Source organism: Flavobacterium gyeonganense, from assembly GCF_029625295.1.
Taxonomy (GTDB): Bacteria; Bacteroidota; Bacteroidia; order Flavobacteriales; family Flavobacteriaceae; genus Flavobacterium; species Flavobacterium gyeonganense.
This window is the reverse complement of the sequence record NZ_CP121112.1, coordinates 4,197,685-4,216,340: the sequence shown is the minus strand read 5'-3', so window position 1 is coordinate 4,216,340 and position 18,656 is coordinate 4,197,685. Positions and strand designations below refer to the sequence as shown.

The window sequence follows — 18,656 nt, the reverse complement described above, 5'->3', positions numbered from 1 at the left end:
TTAGTTTATTAATAGTTAATTTTGTTTCAGGTTTAATATTGTAATTCTCCCACAAACGTTACTACAGACCTTGCCGGAATTTCCAGGTTATCTGTTTTCTGAACTGTTCCTCTTTTTAAATTAGAGGTTTCAGAAGTGGTGTAAGGAGTAAATTCGTTATTTTTTACAACTCCTTTTGATAAATCAAATTTGTATTGCTGCGCTTCTTTTCCGCAATTTACTGCTACTACAATCAGTTTTTTGTTCTGAACATCTTTGTAAGCCGTTAGCATTACATCATTTGCGGCATCCTGTTCATTTTGATTGGGAACATCAATCCTTAGCATTCCGGGACGTACAAACAAAGAGTAATTCCCTAAAGCCCAAAGCAGTTTTGAATCGTGAAATTCACCATCATTACGAACATAATCAGGTGCTGTTCCTCCGTTAGTTTTTCCATCATCAAGATAGATTAAACCATCTTTGTAATCTACACGCGTAATAGAGGTCCACCATTGCCATGAAGCTGCATTGGCAACCGCAATATCATTATGAATTAATCTCGCTACGAACAAAGCGGTCTGCATTCCTAAATCCCTTCCTCCGCCTGAACCACCCGGAATTTCAGTTTCTCCCGGATTTTCTAAAATGCAGTATTCAGACTGCCAGTATTTTAATCCTGGTTTCTGTTTTATTTCTGCAGCAATCAATTTTCTGCTTAAAACCTGTTTTTCAACCGGCCAGGTTGTAAAATAACTGTGGCCTAAAATAACATTTTTAACATTCGGTAATTTAGAAATATTTGTTTTTGTTTTTCCAAAGAAATAATCAATCTGATTGTCGCGATTTTCTGCATTTACATTTCCATACAAATAATCGATTTGTGCTGCTTCGGCAACTACAATTTCTGTACTCATTTTTTTTGCTTTGAGTTTTTCAGAAAGCGCTTTGGTTACCTCGTATATCTCCTGATTTGTAGCCGGAGTACCTTCCTGACTATTGGTGTCACCGCTTTTGGGCATCCACTCCCACTGAGGTTCATTTAATGGGCTGACATAATCGAATTTTATTCCTTCATTTTTCTCCAGTCCCTGAATACTTTGAACTAAAAAATCGGCAAATTTTGGAATTGCACCATCTTTTAGATTCAGTTTATTCTTTCTGGAAGAAAAAGATAATCCATTATGCGTCATATAAACCGGCGGACTGTTGGTGAAAATCAGGAATTTTTCAACTCCTCTTTTTTTGGCTGCCTGAAGAAACCATCTCTGTCCTTCCTGCTTAGAAAAATCATAGGTTCCATCGGCATTCAGAAAACATTCGCTTCTTCTCCATTCGTCAGAAACTTTACTGTTTTCGCCTTGTTCCGTACTTCCTGCCCCTAGATTAAAACGCCAGATCGAAAGCCCGATTCCTTTTGGGTTTCCTTCTGCATCAATTTCTTTGCTGAATAACAAATCTGCAATCGCATTCTTTTTTTGTTCAGGCCAGTTTTTACCCACGAATTGCGCTCTCCATGCATCCGAACCTCCAAATCCATCCATGGTCTGGACTACATTATCTGTGCTGATAGTGATGGTTCGCTGTCCATACGACAGCGAACTCATTACCAATAAAAGCGAGATATATACCTTTCTCATTTATTTTTTGTTTTCTAATTGACTTTATCGTCTAGTTTGTCATTCCGAGGAACGAGACTCAAGCGATAGCGAACAGACGAAGCAAAATCTCACTAGAAATTCCGCAAAGTATTTCGCCAATCTTTGTCGATTAACGAGTGCGATTTCTCCTTACGTCGAAATGACAATATTGTGGTAAAGCCTTTGAAACTTTATCTCTTTGTATCCTTACTTGTATATCCCAACATACGTTACAACTGATCTTGCCGGAATTTCTAAATTCGTAGCATCAACAGACGCACCTTTTTTCAGGCTTAATGTTTCAGAAGTGGTATAAGGTGTCAGTTTATTATCTGTTAAAGCACCACCGCTAAGGTTGAATTTGTATGTTTTTGCGGCTTTGCTGATGTTTACCGCAACGATTACCAGTTTTTTAGCGGCAACATCTTTGTAGGCCGTCACCATCACATCGTTTACAGCTTTTGCGCTATCAACACTTGGAACCTGAACCCTTACCATTCCCGGTTTTACGAAGAAAGAAAAGTTTCCTAAAGCCCAAAGTGTTTTTGAATCCCTGATAAATCCGTCATTTTTACAATAGTTAGCATCTCCGGCACCATTACTTGAGCCATTATCAACATGAATTAATCCGTCTTTATAGTCTCCGCGGCTAATCGCTGTCCACCATTGCCATGAAGTAACACCTCCAACAGCAATATCAGTACTGATAATACGCGCTGTCCAAAGTGCCAGAGAAATTCCTAAATCTCTTCCAGGACCTGCACCACCCGGAAGTTCAGCTGTTCCAGGGCTTTCTAATACGCAATACTCTGATGACCAAAGACTCAATCCTCCAATAGACTGCGCTCTTGCAGCAGCCAATTCCCTTGAATTTACAAGCTCTCTCAAAGGCCATGCCTGCCAGTAACTATGTGCAGAAATGGTTTTCTTAACATTGCTTAAACCTGCAATATTTTTAGATGAATTAGAAGCAAAGAAGTAGTCAATCTGGTTCGATCTGTTTTCTTTTCCTACAATTGTTTTATACAAAGGTTCATACGATCCTCCTTCTCCAACCACAATCTGAGAATTCAGTCCTTTTGACTGTAATTTTGGCGATAAGACATTTACAAAATTGTAAATATTCGTATTGGTGGCCGGAGAACCTTCCTGTCCTGAACCATCCCATTCGTATTGCGGCTCGTTGAAAGGACTTACATAATCGATTGTCAGTCCGTGCTCTGATTTTAATTTATCTAATGAAGTTACCCAGAAATCAGCCAATTCCGGCATTTTCCCTTCTTTCAGATTGTAAAATTCTTTGATACTCGCATGCGCTTTTCCGTTTTGAGTCAAATAAACCGGAGCACTGTTTGAAAATGCCAGTAATTTATCTACTCCACGTTCTCTTGCCGCTTTCATGAACCAAACCTGACCGGCCTGCTTAGTCATATCATAGTTTACTCCGTCTTTAGTAAAACATTCTGTACGTCTCCATTCGTCACCAATATCACTGGCATCACCCTGTTCAGTACTTCCTGACCCAAGGTTAAAACGCCATAATGATAAACCAATACCTTTTGGATTTCCTTCAGCATCAACATCTCTGCTGAAAAGCAAATCTGCCATTTGATTTTTTTTATCAGAAGGCCAGTTTTTTCCAATAAAATTACACTGCCAGGCATCAGAAGCACCAAAACTTTCCATGGTCTGAAGATTAGCATCCAGATTTACTTTCAATTCTGAAACAGCATTATCAGAATCAGCATTTTCATTTTTATCAGAATCACAGCTTACTAAAAAAGAGCTGGCGAAAAGCAAGCCTGCACACAGCAGACTTACTTTATTATTTTTATATAATGTCATCTTAATAATTAGGGTTTTGAGTGATTACACCATTACTTAAATCTCTCTCGATTTGTGGTATTGGCCAAAGCAAGTGTTTTGCAGGATCAAAATTGATTCCTTTATCCTGTGCTTCTCTTGTATTTGTAGTCTCGTAAGGATCTGTAGAACTTAAGTTGTATTTAACGAAAGTACCGTTTGGACCCATCAAAGTTTCAATAACACGTTTTCCTGTTGTTGGATCTTTTTCACGACGGATGTCGAATAAACGCAATCCTTCAAAAGCTAATTCCAAACGACGCTCTTTGTAGATTTGTTTTAAAAGCGTTGGTCCTGAAATTCCTGTTTTAGGCTCCAAATCAACACGATCCCTGATGATATTAATATCTGCCAAAGCATCTCCGCCTGTGTGATAGTTTGCCTCTGCTCTTGTCAGGTACATTTCAGCAAGACGAATCAACGGAATATTTAAAGGTAAATGTCCGTCTTTTTTATCCAAAGTACGACGTGTAGCGACTGGAATGTAATATTTACGGCAGATACGTCCTGATTTATTATCATTTAAACTGAATTTGTGAGTGGGGTTTAAAACCTCATCTCCGTAAGCAGCTTCTCCCCATTTGGTAATAGTGCTTCTGCGGCGGATTTCATCATTTTCAGAAAGATAAGCATTCTCTAAATCACTGGTTGGCATACACCATCCCCATCCGTCAATAACATCTTTGGCATCATTACTAGGAAAGTTTTTCTTATCTTCTCCCCTTGCCCCTGATAAAGTTGGGAGCATAGATCCTAAAGCTTCATTTTGAATAGAAGAAGACTGCGCTTCTAAAATAGATTCTTTACCGTTATGATTGTTTACATTCCAGATATCCAGGAAATTTTCTTCTAACGAGTATGGTCCCTCTGTAATTACTTTGTTTGAATATAATTTTGCATCAGCCCACTTTTCCTGAAATAAAGAAACACGTGCCAACAAAGCATAAGCAGCCCATTTGTTTATTCTTCCGTTTCTGTTTACCGTAATTCCTTCTAACTTGGCAGCAGACTCTTTTAAGTCAGCTTCTATTTGAGCATATACCTCTGTAGCAGGGCTTCTCTCTAATTTTAAATCAGATGTCCCCAAAGATTTTGTATATAAAGGAACTGCTCCAAAAAGATTAACCAATTCGTAGTAGCAATATGCACGAACAAATAAGGATTCTCCCATATATTGATTTTTCTGAACATCAGTAATTGGTGAGTTTGCCATTTTTTCTAAACCGATATTTGCAGATTGAATTGTATAATAATGTGCCGTATAAATACTATTCATATCCCCCATATTATCAGGAGTAACGATATATTGCGAACAAGGCCTGTGAGCTGAATTATCCTGACCTGTATTACCCATCCAGGCATCATCTGTTGCCATTTCATTTGTAATTCTTGGTGCAAGCAATGTGAACCAGTCTTTAGAAAGCAATAACCTTTGCGTTAATTCATTGGTATATTTTTCGCATTCCTGCGCTGTCTGAAAATAGTTATCAAGTGTCTGTGTTCCTCTTTCTTCTTTTTCAATAAAATCATCACAGGAAACTGCAAACATTGAAAAAGCTATTATTGATAAAATTATTTTTTTCATGTTTTCTATTATTAAAATGCTACATTAAGACCCATCAAAATTGTTGGCTGAACCGGATAATTCCATCCGCCAAAACCTGATCCTTTAACTCCATCATCTTTTTTAGGATCACCTCCTGCAACTTCAGGATCAACACCAGAATAGTTTGTCCATGTCCATAAATTTTGCCCTGACAATGATATCCTCAATTTGTCTAAGCCAAATTTATTCTGGAACGTGTAGCCTAACTGAAGGTTCTTCATACGAACAAACGAACCGTCTTCTACATAGAAAGAAGAGAACTTAGTGTAGTTTTCGTTATTGTCATCTTTAGATAAACGAGGAATAGAATTAGAAGTTCCCTCGCCATGCCATGCCATCTGATCTAAACCGGCTACCTTGTTTGTTAAACTTGCGCCGTTATACAAATCTGAGATGTTTTGGTTTACAATATCATTTCCGATGCTTGAATAAAAATTAGCTACCAGATCAAATTGCTTGTAAGCAAAATTCAGATTCAGACCCACATTGTAATCTGCCCAAGGTGAACCGATTTTAGTTCTGTCTTTTTCATCTATTTTTCCGTCTCCATTCAAATCTTTGAAGCGAATATCACCCGCTTTTGCATAAGGCTGTAATTTAGTTCCGTGTTCATCTGTGTGAGCATTCAATTCGGTTTGATTCTGAAATAATCCGTCTGCAACATACCCGTAAAAATAACCAGGTTCATCGCCTTTAACCGTCAAAGTTCTGTTTCCTGCTCCGTAAAGCCTTTCCCCTTCAGCTGACAAAGAAACCATTTCTACATTTACTGTTGTAAAAGTCAGATCTACACCATAGGAGAAATCTCCTTTTTTATTTTTATACGAAAGCAATAAATCTATACCGCTTGACTGCATAGAACCTACGTTCGTCCAGATTGTTGCATATCCCGGAAAACCACTGTATGTTGGAAATTGTTTCTTAAATAACATATCGTTTGTTTTCTTCTGATAGTATTCTAATGAACCTGAAAATTTATTTTGCCACAAACTAAAATCAATTCCAAAATTGATATCTTCAACGGTTTCCCATTTGATATCTTTGTTTGCCATAGAAGATGGGTAAGAAGTATCTACCATTTCACCCCCGATTACGTAATAACCTTGTCCGATATTAGACTGATAAACTGAAGCTGGAAGTCCCTGATTACCTACTTTACCCCAACCTGCTCTTAATCTAAGATCGCTTATTACTTCTTTAGTATTTTCCATAAAACCTTCATTCGAAATTCTCCATGATGCAGAAGCAGAAGGGAAATTAGCCCACTTATTATTTGCCATGAACTTTGAAGAACCATCACGTCTGAAAGTACCTGTAAAATAATATTTACTGTCATAGTTGTAAGAAAAACGAGAAATGTATGACATTATAGAACTAGACCAGCTATTACCTTCGCTGTCACGGTTTTTAGTAGCTGCATTTACTTCTCTCATTGATTCTGAATTATTAGGAACGCCTTCTCCATATCCCCAGACATCATTACCATTATACTCTTCCATTGTACTACCAATCATTAATGAAGCATTGTGTTTGTCAGCAAATGTTCTTGAATACGTTGCAGTACTCTGCCATGTCCAGTCATGGTTTGTTGTCGCTCTTCTCTCAACGCTATTAATTTCTGCTTTTTCGTGAGCAGCATCAATGATGAAATCTGGTCTAAATATACTTTGTACTTTATTACCCACTTCTATAGAAGCCTGAGTACGGATCACAAGACCTTTTATTGGCGTATATTGCAAATATCCGTTTGTATTCAAGTTATACTGATCTGTATAATCATCATATCTTTTTACGGCAGCAACCGGATTCCATACATACGAAGGAGAACGTGCATAGATACTATATTCATTTTCTAATCCGGTTAACTGGTTTGCCGGTTTGTAAATTGGCGTAATAGGATCAATTTTAACAAAATCAGCCCAGTTTCCAGGACCTCCCCAGGTTTCATAACGTGGATTTAAAGTAACTCCTGCGGAGAATTTATCTGAGAATTTAAAATCATTATTGATTCTCATCGTGATTCTTTCCCATCCTCCTATTTCATACATCGATTCTGAATTGTAATAGTTTAAACTAACAGCATACGTGTGCTTGTCTGAACCTCCCGAAGCTCCTAAAGAAGCATTCGTTACAGGAGAACTTTTTCTGATTCCTGCACCCCACCAGTCTGTTGTTTTTCCTCTGTACTGAGAAGCATTTGGTAAATAATCTGAATATCCCGAATTATTATAAGCCGTATTCATAATGTTAGCATAGCCTTCAGCATCAGCCATATCATACGGATTGTTCATCATCTGCATACCCGAACTCAGGTCAAAAGTAAATCTTGTTTTTCCTGATTTACCTTTTTTCGTAGTAATAAGAATTACACCGTTTGAGGCACGAGAGCCGTAAATAGCGCTTGCAGAAGCATCTTTTAAAACCTCCATGGACTCAATTTCGTTATTACTTAAAAAGTTGATACTGGTTCCCATCGGAATACCATCGACTACATAAAGCGGATCTGTACCAAGATTAAGAGTTGAAATACCTCTAATCAATACCCTTGGCTGTGCTCCCGGACCACCTTGCCCGGTAATCTGAACACCAGCTACTTTACCCTGTAAAGATTCGGTTACGTTACCAACTGTCATTGTCTGCAGTTCTTTTCCTTTTACTGAAGAAATAGAACTGGTTACATCGCTCTTTTTTACAGAAGCATATCCTACTACTACAATCTCATCCAACACCTGACTAGACTCATCTAATGTTATATCCAAAGTAGTTTTATCTCCAACAGGAACGAGTTTAGTTGCAAAACCGATGAAAGAAAATTCAATCTGAGTATTTGCATTAGGAACAGAAATTGAGTATTTCCCATCAAAATCTGTTGCTGTTGAGTTAGAAGTCCCTTTGACCATTACATTCACACCCGGAATCGGCACATTGGCTTTATCCTTTACAGTTCCTTTGATTGTTATTTGCGCAAACGATGCTGTACTGCATAGTAAGGCAATAAAAAACCATATATCTTTAAATTTCATATTTAGCTATTTTATTTATAATGAGATAACAAATTATTTTTTTGTTATAAAGGCTCTTTCAAGTTCAGTATCCAGAACTACTTTATAAACACCCGGAGCTGCAGGATATTTTGCATTACCGTTTTCACCCGGTGACATTGTTGCAATACCATTTTTGATAAGTCTCCATGAAGGGCTCCACCATTGACCTGTAAAAGTAGCTTCCATAGTTCCTGTCAATGTATATTCTCCCACTAATTGATAAGGATTATCCGGGTTATTTGCTAAATGCAGCCCTTTCTGAACCCATGCATCCCAAGTGTCCCAGGTTGCACCCTGAATTCCGCCTCCGCAAACACTAACGAAAGGTCTTCTTTGCGCCTCAACATCATGCCATAATCCGTTGGCCACATCAGCCCATACCTTACTTGTTGGTGTATATTTAGTTGCAGTATATTTTAATGTATTTGGATTTACTTTTATTAGGTAATATCCTTTTGTAGGTAAAATAATTGGTGCTGAAGCAACATCATCAATAATGTTTCCTGACCCATCCAATCCAAAACAGTGTGGACCAAAGTCAGATTCCTGTCCTAAGAAATAAATTTCTTTATTGTCTTTATCGGCATAATATTTAAATTCAAAATCCTGTCCGCTTTTCTCGTGAAAATACATCGGAACACCAACAGCATCACTTACAAGATTAGTCCCTTTTGGCTGATCGCAAAGATAAAGAGCAGGATATTCATTAGTAGCGACAATATTGATGTTTAAGCTTCCGTTATTAGGAATTTTAAACTTATCTAAAGCCGTAATTGTCAATATATAATTTGCTGCAGTAAGAGGTAAAACATATTCTTTGCTGAATGTATATGTTTGCGGTGAACCTTCTAACTTAATTGTTTCGTCGATATGCAGAGCGTCACATTTAATCTGAACATAATCGATACCTGAATCATCATTCACAACAAAATTTACCGGCATGATATTACTTGTCGATAATAAAATAACGGCACCTTCTTTTGGAGACATCATACTTATTGCCGGAGCAGCAAATTCTCCGTCCAGGCGCAAGTCAATTTCCTTATTAACAGTATTACCGGAAACATCTGTAATCGTTAATTTGATTTTAAAAGTTTCAGAAGTACCTCTGTCAGCAGGAACCTCAAAAAAATAACTTAAGTCGTAGGTTTTAAGCAAAGGCTCTGTTGCAAACGTAATGACTTTATCAAGTGACAATTCAGGTATTTGAATTTGTACACTTTTTAGCCCCAGGTCATCTGCCAAAGCGGCCTTTATTTCAAATTTTCTGGTTGGGGCACCATAAATTTCTGTTGTTGCAACCACTATCGTAGGGTCGTCAGAACTTGGAAAATCAGCTTCATTATTTTGACATCCTGTAAACAGAAGGGCAAAAAAAGCAAGAAAAAATAAAAATACATTTTTTTTCATTTCTTTCATTTTAAGGTTAGGTTAGTTGTTTTTTTTATTCTTAAAGGTATTATTGTTAATGTAGGTTATTCTTATCTCTGTTTTTTTTGGGGCAAACAGGAGTGTAACTTACTTATGGATTATTTCATATTTATTTTTGGTTTGGTTAATAGTCAGTTATTATTATTTATAAGACCTCTACAGGTATCTAACTTTTGTATAAAACCCGCAGCATTTTACTGCGGGCAGATAAGTAAATAAGAGAAAACCACTCTTATCATATTATTTTAAAGAACGCTCAATTCTTTAAACAGATCAAAAACTTATCTCAAAAACTAACACTTACAACATAATATAGTAACACAACTTAAAATGCTACTATTACCTGCAAAGAAATATGTAATTCCCACTTTTGATAAGGGGTAAAATGGAAAAAAAAGGAGGTCAAATTCGCAACTAGCGATTATTTAGGCTTAAAAAATAAGAAGTACGAAAAAATAGAATCTTTTTTTTACACATAACACAATTACCAAGTGCTTTTATGAATATTCTAACAAACTGGATTTACTGCTTATAAATCAAAGCTATTTACTCGTTTTGACTGGTTCATGATAAGAATTTTGAAGAGGTTACATTCCAATCCTGCTTTCAGTAGATATGGAGAACTGTTTTAAAATTAGGTATAGCTTTATGGGAAAGGCAATTATTTAATAATATTCAAATCAGAATTAAAAGAACTTTTATATTTCTTAATATATTCAGATGGGGTCATTCCGAATAACTTCACAAATTGCTGCCTGAAATATTTAGGATCTTCAAAACCAACTTCGGCACTTGCCTGTGCAATATTAATATCTTCGGTAAGCATGAGCATGGCAGCTCTTCGGATTCTCAACGAACGGATAAAAGCATTTAAAGTCTGTCCGGAAATAATTTTGATTTTAGTATAAAGCGTTCTGTGGCTCATACCCATTTCAAGTGCAAAGGTTTTAATCGTAAAATCTTTTTTATGAATGTTGGCTTCTACAATGTCAATACATTTTTTCAAAATTTCCTGGTATTCAACCGGTACTTTCTGAGTATTCTCTTTTAAAGTAATACTGTTTAAAAAGTATGTCCGCAGATTGCTTCGGTTTTTCAATAAGGATTCAACACGAGCAACAAGTATTTCATCATCAAATGGTTTTGTAATGTAGTCATCAGCTCCATCGTTTATTCCCTGCAAATGTGTTTCAGGGTTTTTAGAAGCCGTGAGCAGAATCACCGGAATATGCGATAAATCATTGCTTTCCTTTATTTTTCTGCACAGCTCAAGGCCGTCCATTTCTTCCATCGTTATATCACTAATAACCAGATCCGGCATGTGCTTTTTGGTCAATTTTAAACCTTCTTCACCATTTTCAGCACTATACACGATATAATTCTCAGCAAATAATTTGATTAAGTAGTTTCTGATTTCAGTATTGTCATCTACAATTAAAACGGTTCGTTTTTCTGTAAGCATCACTTTTTGCAAATCGGCTTCAGAAAGTGTATTTTCAGATGTATTATCTCCCGAATCATCAATAATCAATTCATCAAACAGCTGGCTTCTTTTCTGAACGTCATTGGTAATCTCTGCATTTTCGAAATGTTTGTCGCCTTTTAGAAAGGTCAGTTTAAATGTACTTCCTTTACCAGGTTGACTGGTACAGCTTACGGTTCCTTTATGTTTGTCTGTAAAATATTTTACAATATAAAGCCCGATTCCAAAACCGGTTCCAATTGAAACTTTCGAATTGATTTGTTTGAATTTTTCGAAAATCACCTCAATATCTTTTTTATCGATTCCGTCACCGTTATCTGTAATTTCAAGGTGAACTTCATCATCTGTCTCTGATAGTTTAAGATCAATTTTTCCACCAATTGAGGTGTATTTAAAAGCATTCGACATCAGGTTAAATAATGAAATCTCAATTTTTTCATAATCCCCAATAATCACAATTTCATGATCCGGAATAGTAAAATTGTACTCAATATTTTTGTCTTTCGCCTGATTTACAAAACACTGATATACTTCATTACAAAGATTATTGACATTTATAGGAGATAAGCGAAGAGAATCTGCATCATTTTCAGCTTTTCTAAAAAGCAAAAGCTGATCGACCAGACTCAAAAGCCGGCGGGCGTTTCGGTGTGCAATCGCTAAATCACTTCCGGAAGAACCATTTTGAACACTTTCTTTCTGAACCGCTTTTTTCAATGGATTTATAATCAGTGAAAGTGGTGTTCTGAATTCATGTGAAATATAAGTAAACATTGACGACTGTTTCTCTGCAATTTCCTTTTCTTTTTTACTTTCAAGCTCTGCAATTTTAACCTTGTATTTTAATTTTTCTTTATTCTTCTGATAATCCAGATATACAAAAAGACCTCCGGCAATTGCCAGTAAATACAAAGAATATGCCCACCAGGTTCTGTACCATGGCGGTAAAACCTGGATAGAAACTAAACTAACCTCTTTATTCCAGCCTCCTTTGAAATTGGTGGTTTTTACTTTAAAAGTATATTTCCCTTCAGGCAATCTGGAATAATTGGCTTTTCTGTTCTGCCCTACATAATTCCATTGCTGATCCCAGCCATCTAACAAGTAAGCATAATTAATCTTATCTGCATTGTTAAAATCTAAAGCGACAAATTCCAGTGACAAAGTGGTTTGGTCATAATCTAAACTCACTTCTTTTATTTTATCTGAGTGTCTGTCAATCTCCGCTTTACTTTCCTCAATCGGCTGATTATTTACGTAAAAGTCTGTAAGCAACAGATGGTTTTCCTGACTGAAACTTTTAATATCTCCGGGAAAAAAACTATTGAAACCATTTATACCTCCAAACAGAAATTCGCCTGTAGACAATTTAATCCCGGCATTAAAACTAAACTGATTGCTCTGAAGACCGTCATTTACAGAGAAATTCCTAAAAGTCTTTCTTTTCTTATCAAACCTGCAAATACCATTATAAGTACTCATCCATAGATTTCCTTCTTTGTCTTCAAGCAGTCTCAAAATAGTATTGGAAGAAAGTCCGTCATCTGTAGTAAGCCTTTTAAACGAATTCGTTTTTCGGTCAAACAGCAGTAAGCCTCCCTCCTGCGTTCCAAGCCAGAGGTTTTTATCTTTGTCTTCATGAATACAGCGAACAGGATTGCCAATGGTCACTTTATTGATTTTCCTGGATTCTTTTTCGATAGAATACAGCACAGAATAATTTCCGGCCCAGAGCTTGCCGTCTGACGTTTCTGTCATGCACTGCAGATTATTTATTGATTTATCAAAAAGCACAAAACTGCTTTTAACACGGTCAAAAAGATACAATGCACCTTCGTTTGTTGCACTTGCCCAAATATTTGATTTTGAATCTTTATAAACAAACCAAATATTTTTTTCTACTTGTTTCGTAACAGGATTGTAACATGAAAAGGGTGTTACTGAGTTATTTTTCGGATTAATCCTGTTTACACCGCCTCCCCATGTAGAAAGCCATATTTCATTGTTATTATCCCTTACAATACCCGTTATAAATTTACTCGAAAGCTTATTTCCATAATTAATATAGGTATTTGTCCTGCGGTCCCAGTATTTCAGTCCTGCACCGTCTGTTCCAACCCATAAATTGTTTTTTTCGTCTTCGCAGAATGATAATATAAAATTCTCTGCAGGATCATTGGCATTGTACCGGATTGTTTTAAAATACACTGCCGAATTGCTAAGCATACTGATTCCGCCACGCAAAGTACCAATCCATTTATTTCCTGCTTTATCTTCGTAAATGCTCCAGACAGAATTACTTTTTAAGAGTTTGTTTTCTTTTACAGAACTGTACAGAACTGCTTTTTTTCTTTTCCTGTAACTTTATAAATACCATTCCCATCTGTAGTCACCCACATTTCTTTTTTCTTATCGATAAGAATGTCAGAAACTGTACATCTCCCAGAGAAGTAATTCTCAGAGAAAAAACCTGATTTTGTGTTAAATAGAAAAAGCCCCTCATCTGTTCCAAACCAAAGGTTTCCATCTGAAGCTAGTTCCAGGGTTTTTACTTCTACAGCAAACGGAAAAATAACTTTTAGCCGTTTTGAATCATTGTTATATACACAAAGCCCAACATTCCTGACATATATCCAGCACCGATTGTTTTTCGTATCATTTTGAACAGCTACTGCATCATAATTATGAACTACATTTCTGTTTCCGGACATCAGAAGCGGAACGCTACTTCCGACAAAAGAACCGTTTTCAAATACAAGTAAGCCTAAGTTTTGGGAGGCAACTAAAACACTGTTTTTAGAAATAGCTTTTACCTGATGAATTATATCTTTGACAATTTCAGGCTTTTTATTTAATGAAATATGTTTAACAGGATGAAACGCAGCACTGGTTTTATTGTAAACACAGACACCATTTGCACCGCCAATCCAAATATTATTTTTAGAATCTCCTTCGATGTTATAAATCGTATTAAAAGGCAGCGACTTTTTGTCATTAATCCGGTTACGGAATACCTTAAAATTATAGCCGTCATATCGATTTAGTCCGTCATAGGTTCCAAACCACATATATCCATCTGTATCCTGAAATATGGTCACAACCGAATTATTGGATAGACCATCTGAAATATCAAGAAATTTCACCTGAGTTTCCTGTGAAGAAACTGGTACGTAAAATCCCATTAATAAAATCAATGTTATAAAAAAATTCTTCAAGATTAGTTTATATTAAATTAGAAAGCATAATTAAACACTAAAATTATCAATAATTTAAAAAATTACAATAAAAAAGATAAAAAACTATAATTTTAGATATATATATATTATTAATAAAATCTCAAACATAAATTTAGTATTTGCATTACATTGAATAAAAAACAAGTATTTTAATCAAAATAATTATTTTTGAGTTGATTTCGTTTTTTAATAACCTCAAAACTAACAGATATGCCCTGGAATATTCTTGAAAATTTATGGAAACGCTCAGTAAATCCTGATCATTTTTCTTCTGAAAAAAAGGATAACTACACCTGGAACAATGAAATTAAAACTTTATTTCGACTGGGTATAAGCATGGAGGACACTTTACAATTTTTATACACCCAAAAGCCTGATTTTGAAGATTTCAAATCCTGGGTTAATGGAAGAAAAAAGGACATTGCCACTGAAATAGAAGATTTAACAGAAAATGTACTTACTGAAGAGGACCTTCAATTCTGGAAAAAAAATGGTTATGTAGTGGTAAAAAATGCTATTTCAAAAGAAGACTGCGAAGCTACACAAAAGGCTATCTGGGAATACCTACAAATGGATCCCGATAAAAAAGAAACCTGGTATGTGAGACATGAGGATCAGAAAGGGCTGATGCTTAATTTTTCTGACCATGAAACCCTAAATAAAAACCGATTTTCTCCTATAATAAAAAAAGCCTATGAGCAGCTTTATAAAACTAACAACATTTATAAAACAATTGACAAAGTAAGCTTTAATCCGCCTGAAAACAATCAGTTTACTTTTTTAGGAAGCCCGATTCATTGGGATACCAGTTTAAAACAACCACTCACATTCGGACTTCAGGGTCTGCTTTATCTAACTGATTGCGGACCTGATGATGGTGCATTTCATTGTGTTCCGGGTTTCCACAATCAAATAAATCAATGGTTGGATGATCTTGGTCCTGATGAAAATCCAAGGGAAAAAGCTGTTGAAACATTACGACCAAAACCTGTTGCAGGCAATGCAGGCGATTTTATAATATGGAACAACGCTTTACCACATTGCGCAACAGCAAACAAAGGGAAAACACCAAGAATGGTTCAGTATCTTACTTATTTGCCAAATGATTATAATACTTCAGGAGAATGGCTATAAAGAAGTCAAAATGTTATTTTTAATATATTTGCCTATTTCTTTTAAAACCTAAACAAGTAATGATAATACAAGATTTAATTGGCAGCTATTCCATTTCCGGAAGCAATCAGGACGGTTCTGATGAAATGACTTACAAAGGCATACTGACACTTTCTCTTGATGAAAACAACCGCATTAAAGCCAAATGGATGATCGGTAATCATGAACAAAAAGGTTCCGGTTTTTTTAAAGATAATATCCTGGTAATTAATTTCAGTTATAAAGGTGAAGATAAAAAAACATACAAAGGAGTTGCCGTTTACCGCTGTATCACCAAAGATTTACTGGAAGGATTCTGGTCAGAAAAACATGGAAATCCGCTTTATCTGGGAACCGAACATTGCATTAGAACAACAACTTCTGAACTGTTGAACTAAGTAAGTGTTGAAATAAAAAACCACTTATTTTACCTGAATAAATAAGTGGCCTGGAAAAGAAAAAAAATATCAATCAGGATTTGCAAGTATTTTAAACAATTCGGCATTTGAAATGTAAAACTGATTTTCAATGCTAATTTGTGATAGTTTGGCACTCACCAGATTATTTTCTCTGGAATTAATCAGAAATATAGAACTTTCACCGAAGGAAAACAGTTTTTCTTCCGAATTCAGCATTGTCATGTAATCTTTTACCAGATTATCAATTACACCTTTCTGCCTTTTCAAAGAAGCAATTTCAGTCTGCTGTGCTTTAATTTTATTTTTAAGTTCCAGTCGCTGCTGATCTATATCATATTTTAAATCCTGAATTTTTAATTTTGCCAGTTTCAGGCTTCCGCGTTCCTTTCTCAAAAAAATCGGAATACTAAAATCAACATTGAACTTATAATCATCGGCGTTGAAAGAATTGAAGTAGGAAGGTTCAGAAATATAGTTATAGCCCACATTTAATTTTGGAAGCAATGAATTCGCTTTTAACTGTCTTCCAACTTCAAGAATTGACATTTTGGTTTCCAGAGCCTGTATTTTTGGATGAGAATCCAGCGTTTCAACATCAACCATCATGGAATCTGTTCTCAGCGTTTCTTCAAGGGTTTTAATTAAATTTTCTTCCGGTTTAACACTATCATCCAGTTCAACAGGTACATTTTCGATCCATAAATAATTCGACAGGTTCAATTTTGCTTTCGCTAATTTCAAATTTCCGTTTTCTACATTTAATTCACGGTTTCGAACAGTAATTCCGGCTTCTACACTATCAATTGATGGCGCATCGCCCAGTTCAATCAGTTTTTTTACACCCTGAAAACGCGTGCTTGCAAAGCCCAGATATCGTTTATATAACTCAGCTTCATTATAACTTTTCCTCCATTCAAAATATGCTTCGCTGGCTTTGTATAAAACCTCGATTGCCCTTAGTTTTCGCTGCGCATCACTCAGTTTTACCTGCAGTTTTCCTTCCCGTACATCTGCCATTCTTTGGTTGATAAACATTCCCTGTCCTAAGGCAACATTGATTCCTAAAGAAGTCAGACCGGCTTCAGGAGTACGATTCTGCGGATTATAGTATTGTCCATCTGTCTGGTCAAAACCGGCTTTGATTTCAATTCCGTACCAGGTTGGAATTTTAAAACTGCTGTTTAATAGCGAATAATACTCTGTACCTTTAAATTCTTTTTTATTGTAATCGACTTCAATTTTAGGATCAAATCCCCCACGAGCCAGCATTAATGCAGCCTGAGCAGTACTAATCTCAAGATTGGCCTGCTTTACCAGCGGATGATATTTTTTTACATATCCTAAAAACTCGCTGTAACTCAGTTCTTCTTTATTAAAATCCTGGCTGTATAAATTAGAAAAGCCGAATAAAAACAAGAAAGAAAACAGCGCTGCAGCATGTCTCAATTTATTTTTTGTCTTTGCCATCCTTCGCCTCTTTTTCGTCTGCTTTATAATAATTTGGAGGAAAACCATTCAGATTACGCCATATTTCGTACCCTACTGAAACGGTTTCCAGCAATGCGATACTTTGTGCGCCTGCCCCTATACTCAATTCTTTTGGCCATTTATTATCAGGACCGTCAGGTGAAACCAGAACCCTGTATTTTCCATTAGAACTGATAAAATTTTCGATTGCGACAATTTTTCCTCCATAAGTTCCATAAGATAACCCAGGCCAGCCCGAAAATACTATTCTCGGCCATCCATCAAACCAGACACGTACTTTTGCGCCACGGTGCACCAATGGCAGATCGATAGGATCAACATAGGTTTCTACCGCAATATCATAACTTGCCGGCATAATGCTGACAATTGGAGTCCCTTCTTTGATTGTTTCTCCTAAACCTGCAAGCAAAGCACGGTTTACATATCCGCTTTGTGGCGCTGTAATGTAGTACAAACCATTTCTAATGCGGTAATTTACATATTGGTTCTCCAGTTTATTTACCTGAGCTTCTGTATCGTATTGTGTACTTAATGCAGTAAACTTATCGCTTTTTGATTTCGAGATTTTCTCAGTGTACTCAGCTGTGATTCGGTTTATTTCGACTTTTGCATTTATTAATTCATTTTTACTGCTCAAAAGCTTATTTTGCTGTGTAACGATATATGCTTCAGATTCCTGAAGTTTCAATCTTTTCTGTTCAACATCTGTAAGTGGCTTTAAACCTTCTTTATTAAGCGCTGTTGAACGGTCAAATTGGGTTTTAGCAATTCTTAACTGCGTTTTTATCGCTTCAAGATCCATACTATCACTCTTGATTTTCAACTGGGCTTGTTTGATTTTATTCTGTGCCTGCTGTAATTTTAACTCCCTTTCAGTACTAAGTGACTGCGCCTGAACATCAAGTGAATTCACCTTATCTCCATAGGATTCAACCGCCATTTTCTTAGCATCTACCTGTTGTTTTGTGTTCCCAACAAGATTTGGATCCAGATAGTCTTCTTTTACTTCAGAAATAAAAACAATTGTATCGCCTTTTTTCACATAATCACCTTCCTGCACATACCATTTTTCGATTCTTCCGGCAATGGCGTTATGAACCGTTTGCGGTCTTTGATCTGGTTTTAAAGTAGTTACCGAACCACTTCCTGAGATATTCTGTGTCCATGGCAGAAAAAGACATGCAATCAGAAAAATCAAAAACCCTATGATAACCCTGTTTAAAATTTTATAATGCGGTCTGCGGGCAACGCTGGTAATAGATTTGTATTTGCCCGGAGTTATCAGTACATTATTATCTTTAGATATATTGAGCAT

At 36.1% G+C, this 18,656-nt stretch carries 11 protein-coding genes; 2 read left to right on the top strand and 9 right to left on the bottom strand.

The features are described 5' to 3' along the window. Nucleotides 1–32 precede the first annotated feature (32 nt). From P5P89_RS18245 to P5P89_RS18215, 7 genes are all read right to left on the bottom strand, one after another. Nucleotides 33–1,619: a glycoside hydrolase gene (locus P5P89_RS18245; protein WP_278009593.1), complete on the bottom strand. Its 1,587-nt coding sequence runs from the start codon at nt 1,617–1,619 to the stop codon at nt 33–35. A gap of 207 nt (nt 1,620–1,826) precedes the next feature. Next, complete coding sequence (locus P5P89_RS18240) at nt 1,827–3,464, bottom strand: glycoside hydrolase (RefSeq protein WP_278009592.1); 1,638 nt, start codon at nt 3,462–3,464, stop codon at nt 1,827–1,829. A 1-nt stretch (nt 3,465) separates the two neighbouring features. Beyond that, entirely contained in the window at nt 3,466–5,067 is a 1,602-nt protein-coding gene (locus P5P89_RS18235; protein ID WP_278009591.1) for a RagB/SusD family nutrient uptake outer membrane protein, read from the bottom strand. Nucleotides 5,068–5,078: 11 nt separating this feature from the next. Then, nucleotides 5,079–8,111 (bottom strand): SusC/RagA family TonB-linked outer membrane protein, encoded by a 3,033-nt coding sequence (locus P5P89_RS18230; RefSeq protein WP_278009590.1) that lies wholly within the window; start codon nt 8,109–8,111, stop codon nt 5,079–5,081. A gap of 33 nt (nt 8,112–8,144) precedes the next feature. Next, on the bottom strand, nt 8,145–9,542 hold the full coding sequence (locus tag P5P89_RS18225) for a cadherin repeat domain-containing protein (protein ID WP_278009589.1): 1,398 nt from the start codon (nt 9,540–9,542) through the stop codon (nt 8,145–8,147). Nucleotides 9,543–10,224: 682 nt separating this feature from the next. Beyond that, a complete protein-coding gene (locus P5P89_RS18220) occupies nt 10,225–13,290 on the bottom strand; it encodes a hybrid sensor histidine kinase/response regulator transcription factor (protein ID WP_278009588.1) in 3,066 nt (1,021 codons plus the stop codon). 77 nt (nt 13,291–13,367) lie between these two features. Beyond that, complete coding sequence (locus P5P89_RS18215; protein WP_278009587.1) at nt 13,368–14,228, bottom strand: ligand-binding sensor domain-containing protein; 861 nt, start codon at nt 14,226–14,228, stop codon at nt 13,368–13,370. A 264-nt stretch (nt 14,229–14,492) separates the two neighbouring features. Here P5P89_RS18215 and P5P89_RS18210 point away from each other — a divergent pair, with 264 nt between their 5' ends. Together P5P89_RS18210 and P5P89_RS18205 are read left to right on the top strand one after the other, a co-directional pair. Further along, complete coding sequence (locus P5P89_RS18210) at nt 14,493–15,416, top strand: phytanoyl-CoA dioxygenase family protein (RefSeq protein ID WP_278009586.1); 924 nt, start codon at nt 14,493–14,495, stop codon at nt 15,414–15,416. Nucleotides 15,417–15,475: 59 nt separating this feature from the next. Beyond that, nucleotides 15,476–15,832 (top strand): hypothetical protein, encoded by a 357-nt coding sequence (locus P5P89_RS18205; RefSeq protein WP_278009585.1) that lies wholly within the window; start codon nt 15,476–15,478, stop codon nt 15,830–15,832. Nucleotides 15,833–15,901: 69 nt separating this feature from the next. On the opposite strand, the gene P5P89_RS18200 is transcribed toward P5P89_RS18205, so the two are convergent. Further along, nucleotides 15,902–17,320 (bottom strand): TolC family protein, encoded by a 1,419-nt coding sequence (locus tag P5P89_RS18200; RefSeq protein ID WP_278009584.1) that lies wholly within the window; start codon nt 17,318–17,320, stop codon nt 15,902–15,904. Beyond that, a complete protein-coding gene (locus tag P5P89_RS18195) occupies nt 17,301–18,656 on the bottom strand; it encodes an HlyD family secretion protein (protein ID WP_278009583.1) in 1,356 nt (451 codons plus the stop codon). The genes P5P89_RS18200 and P5P89_RS18195 overlap by 20 nt, the downstream gene beginning before the upstream one ends.

Coding starts and splice junctions, on each gene's coding strand:
- P5P89_RS18210 (WP_278009586.1), top strand. CDS start 14,493: ATGCCCTGGAATATTCTTGAAAATTTATGGAAACGCTCAGTAAATCCT.
- P5P89_RS18230 (WP_278009590.1), bottom strand. CDS start 8,111: ATGAAATTTAAAGATATATGGTTTTTTATTGCCTTACTATGCAGTACA.
- P5P89_RS18225 (WP_278009589.1), bottom strand. CDS start 9,542: ATGAAAAAAAATGTATTTTTATTTTTTCTTGCTTTTTTTGCCCTTCTG.
- P5P89_RS18245 (WP_278009593.1), bottom strand. CDS start 1,619: ATGAGAAAGGTATATATCTCGCTTTTATTGGTAATGAGTTCGCTGTCG.
- P5P89_RS18200 (WP_278009584.1), bottom strand. CDS start 17,320: ATGGCAAAGACAAAAAATAAATTGAGACATGCTGCAGCGCTGTTTTCT.
- P5P89_RS18195 (WP_278009583.1), bottom strand. CDS start 18,656: ATGCTCAATATATCTAAAGATAATAATGTACTGATAACTCCGGGCAAA.
- P5P89_RS18235 (WP_278009591.1), bottom strand. CDS start 5,067: ATGAAAAAAATAATTTTATCAATAATAGCTTTTTCAATGTTTGCAGTT.
- P5P89_RS18215 (WP_278009587.1), bottom strand. CDS start 14,228: ATGGGATTTTACGTACCAGTTTCTTCACAGGAAACTCAGGTGAAATTT.
- P5P89_RS18240 (WP_278009592.1), bottom strand. CDS start 3,464: ATGACATTATATAAAAATAATAAAGTAAGTCTGCTGTGTGCAGGCTTG.
- P5P89_RS18205 (WP_278009585.1), top strand. CDS start 15,476: ATGATAATACAAGATTTAATTGGCAGCTATTCCATTTCCGGAAGCAAT.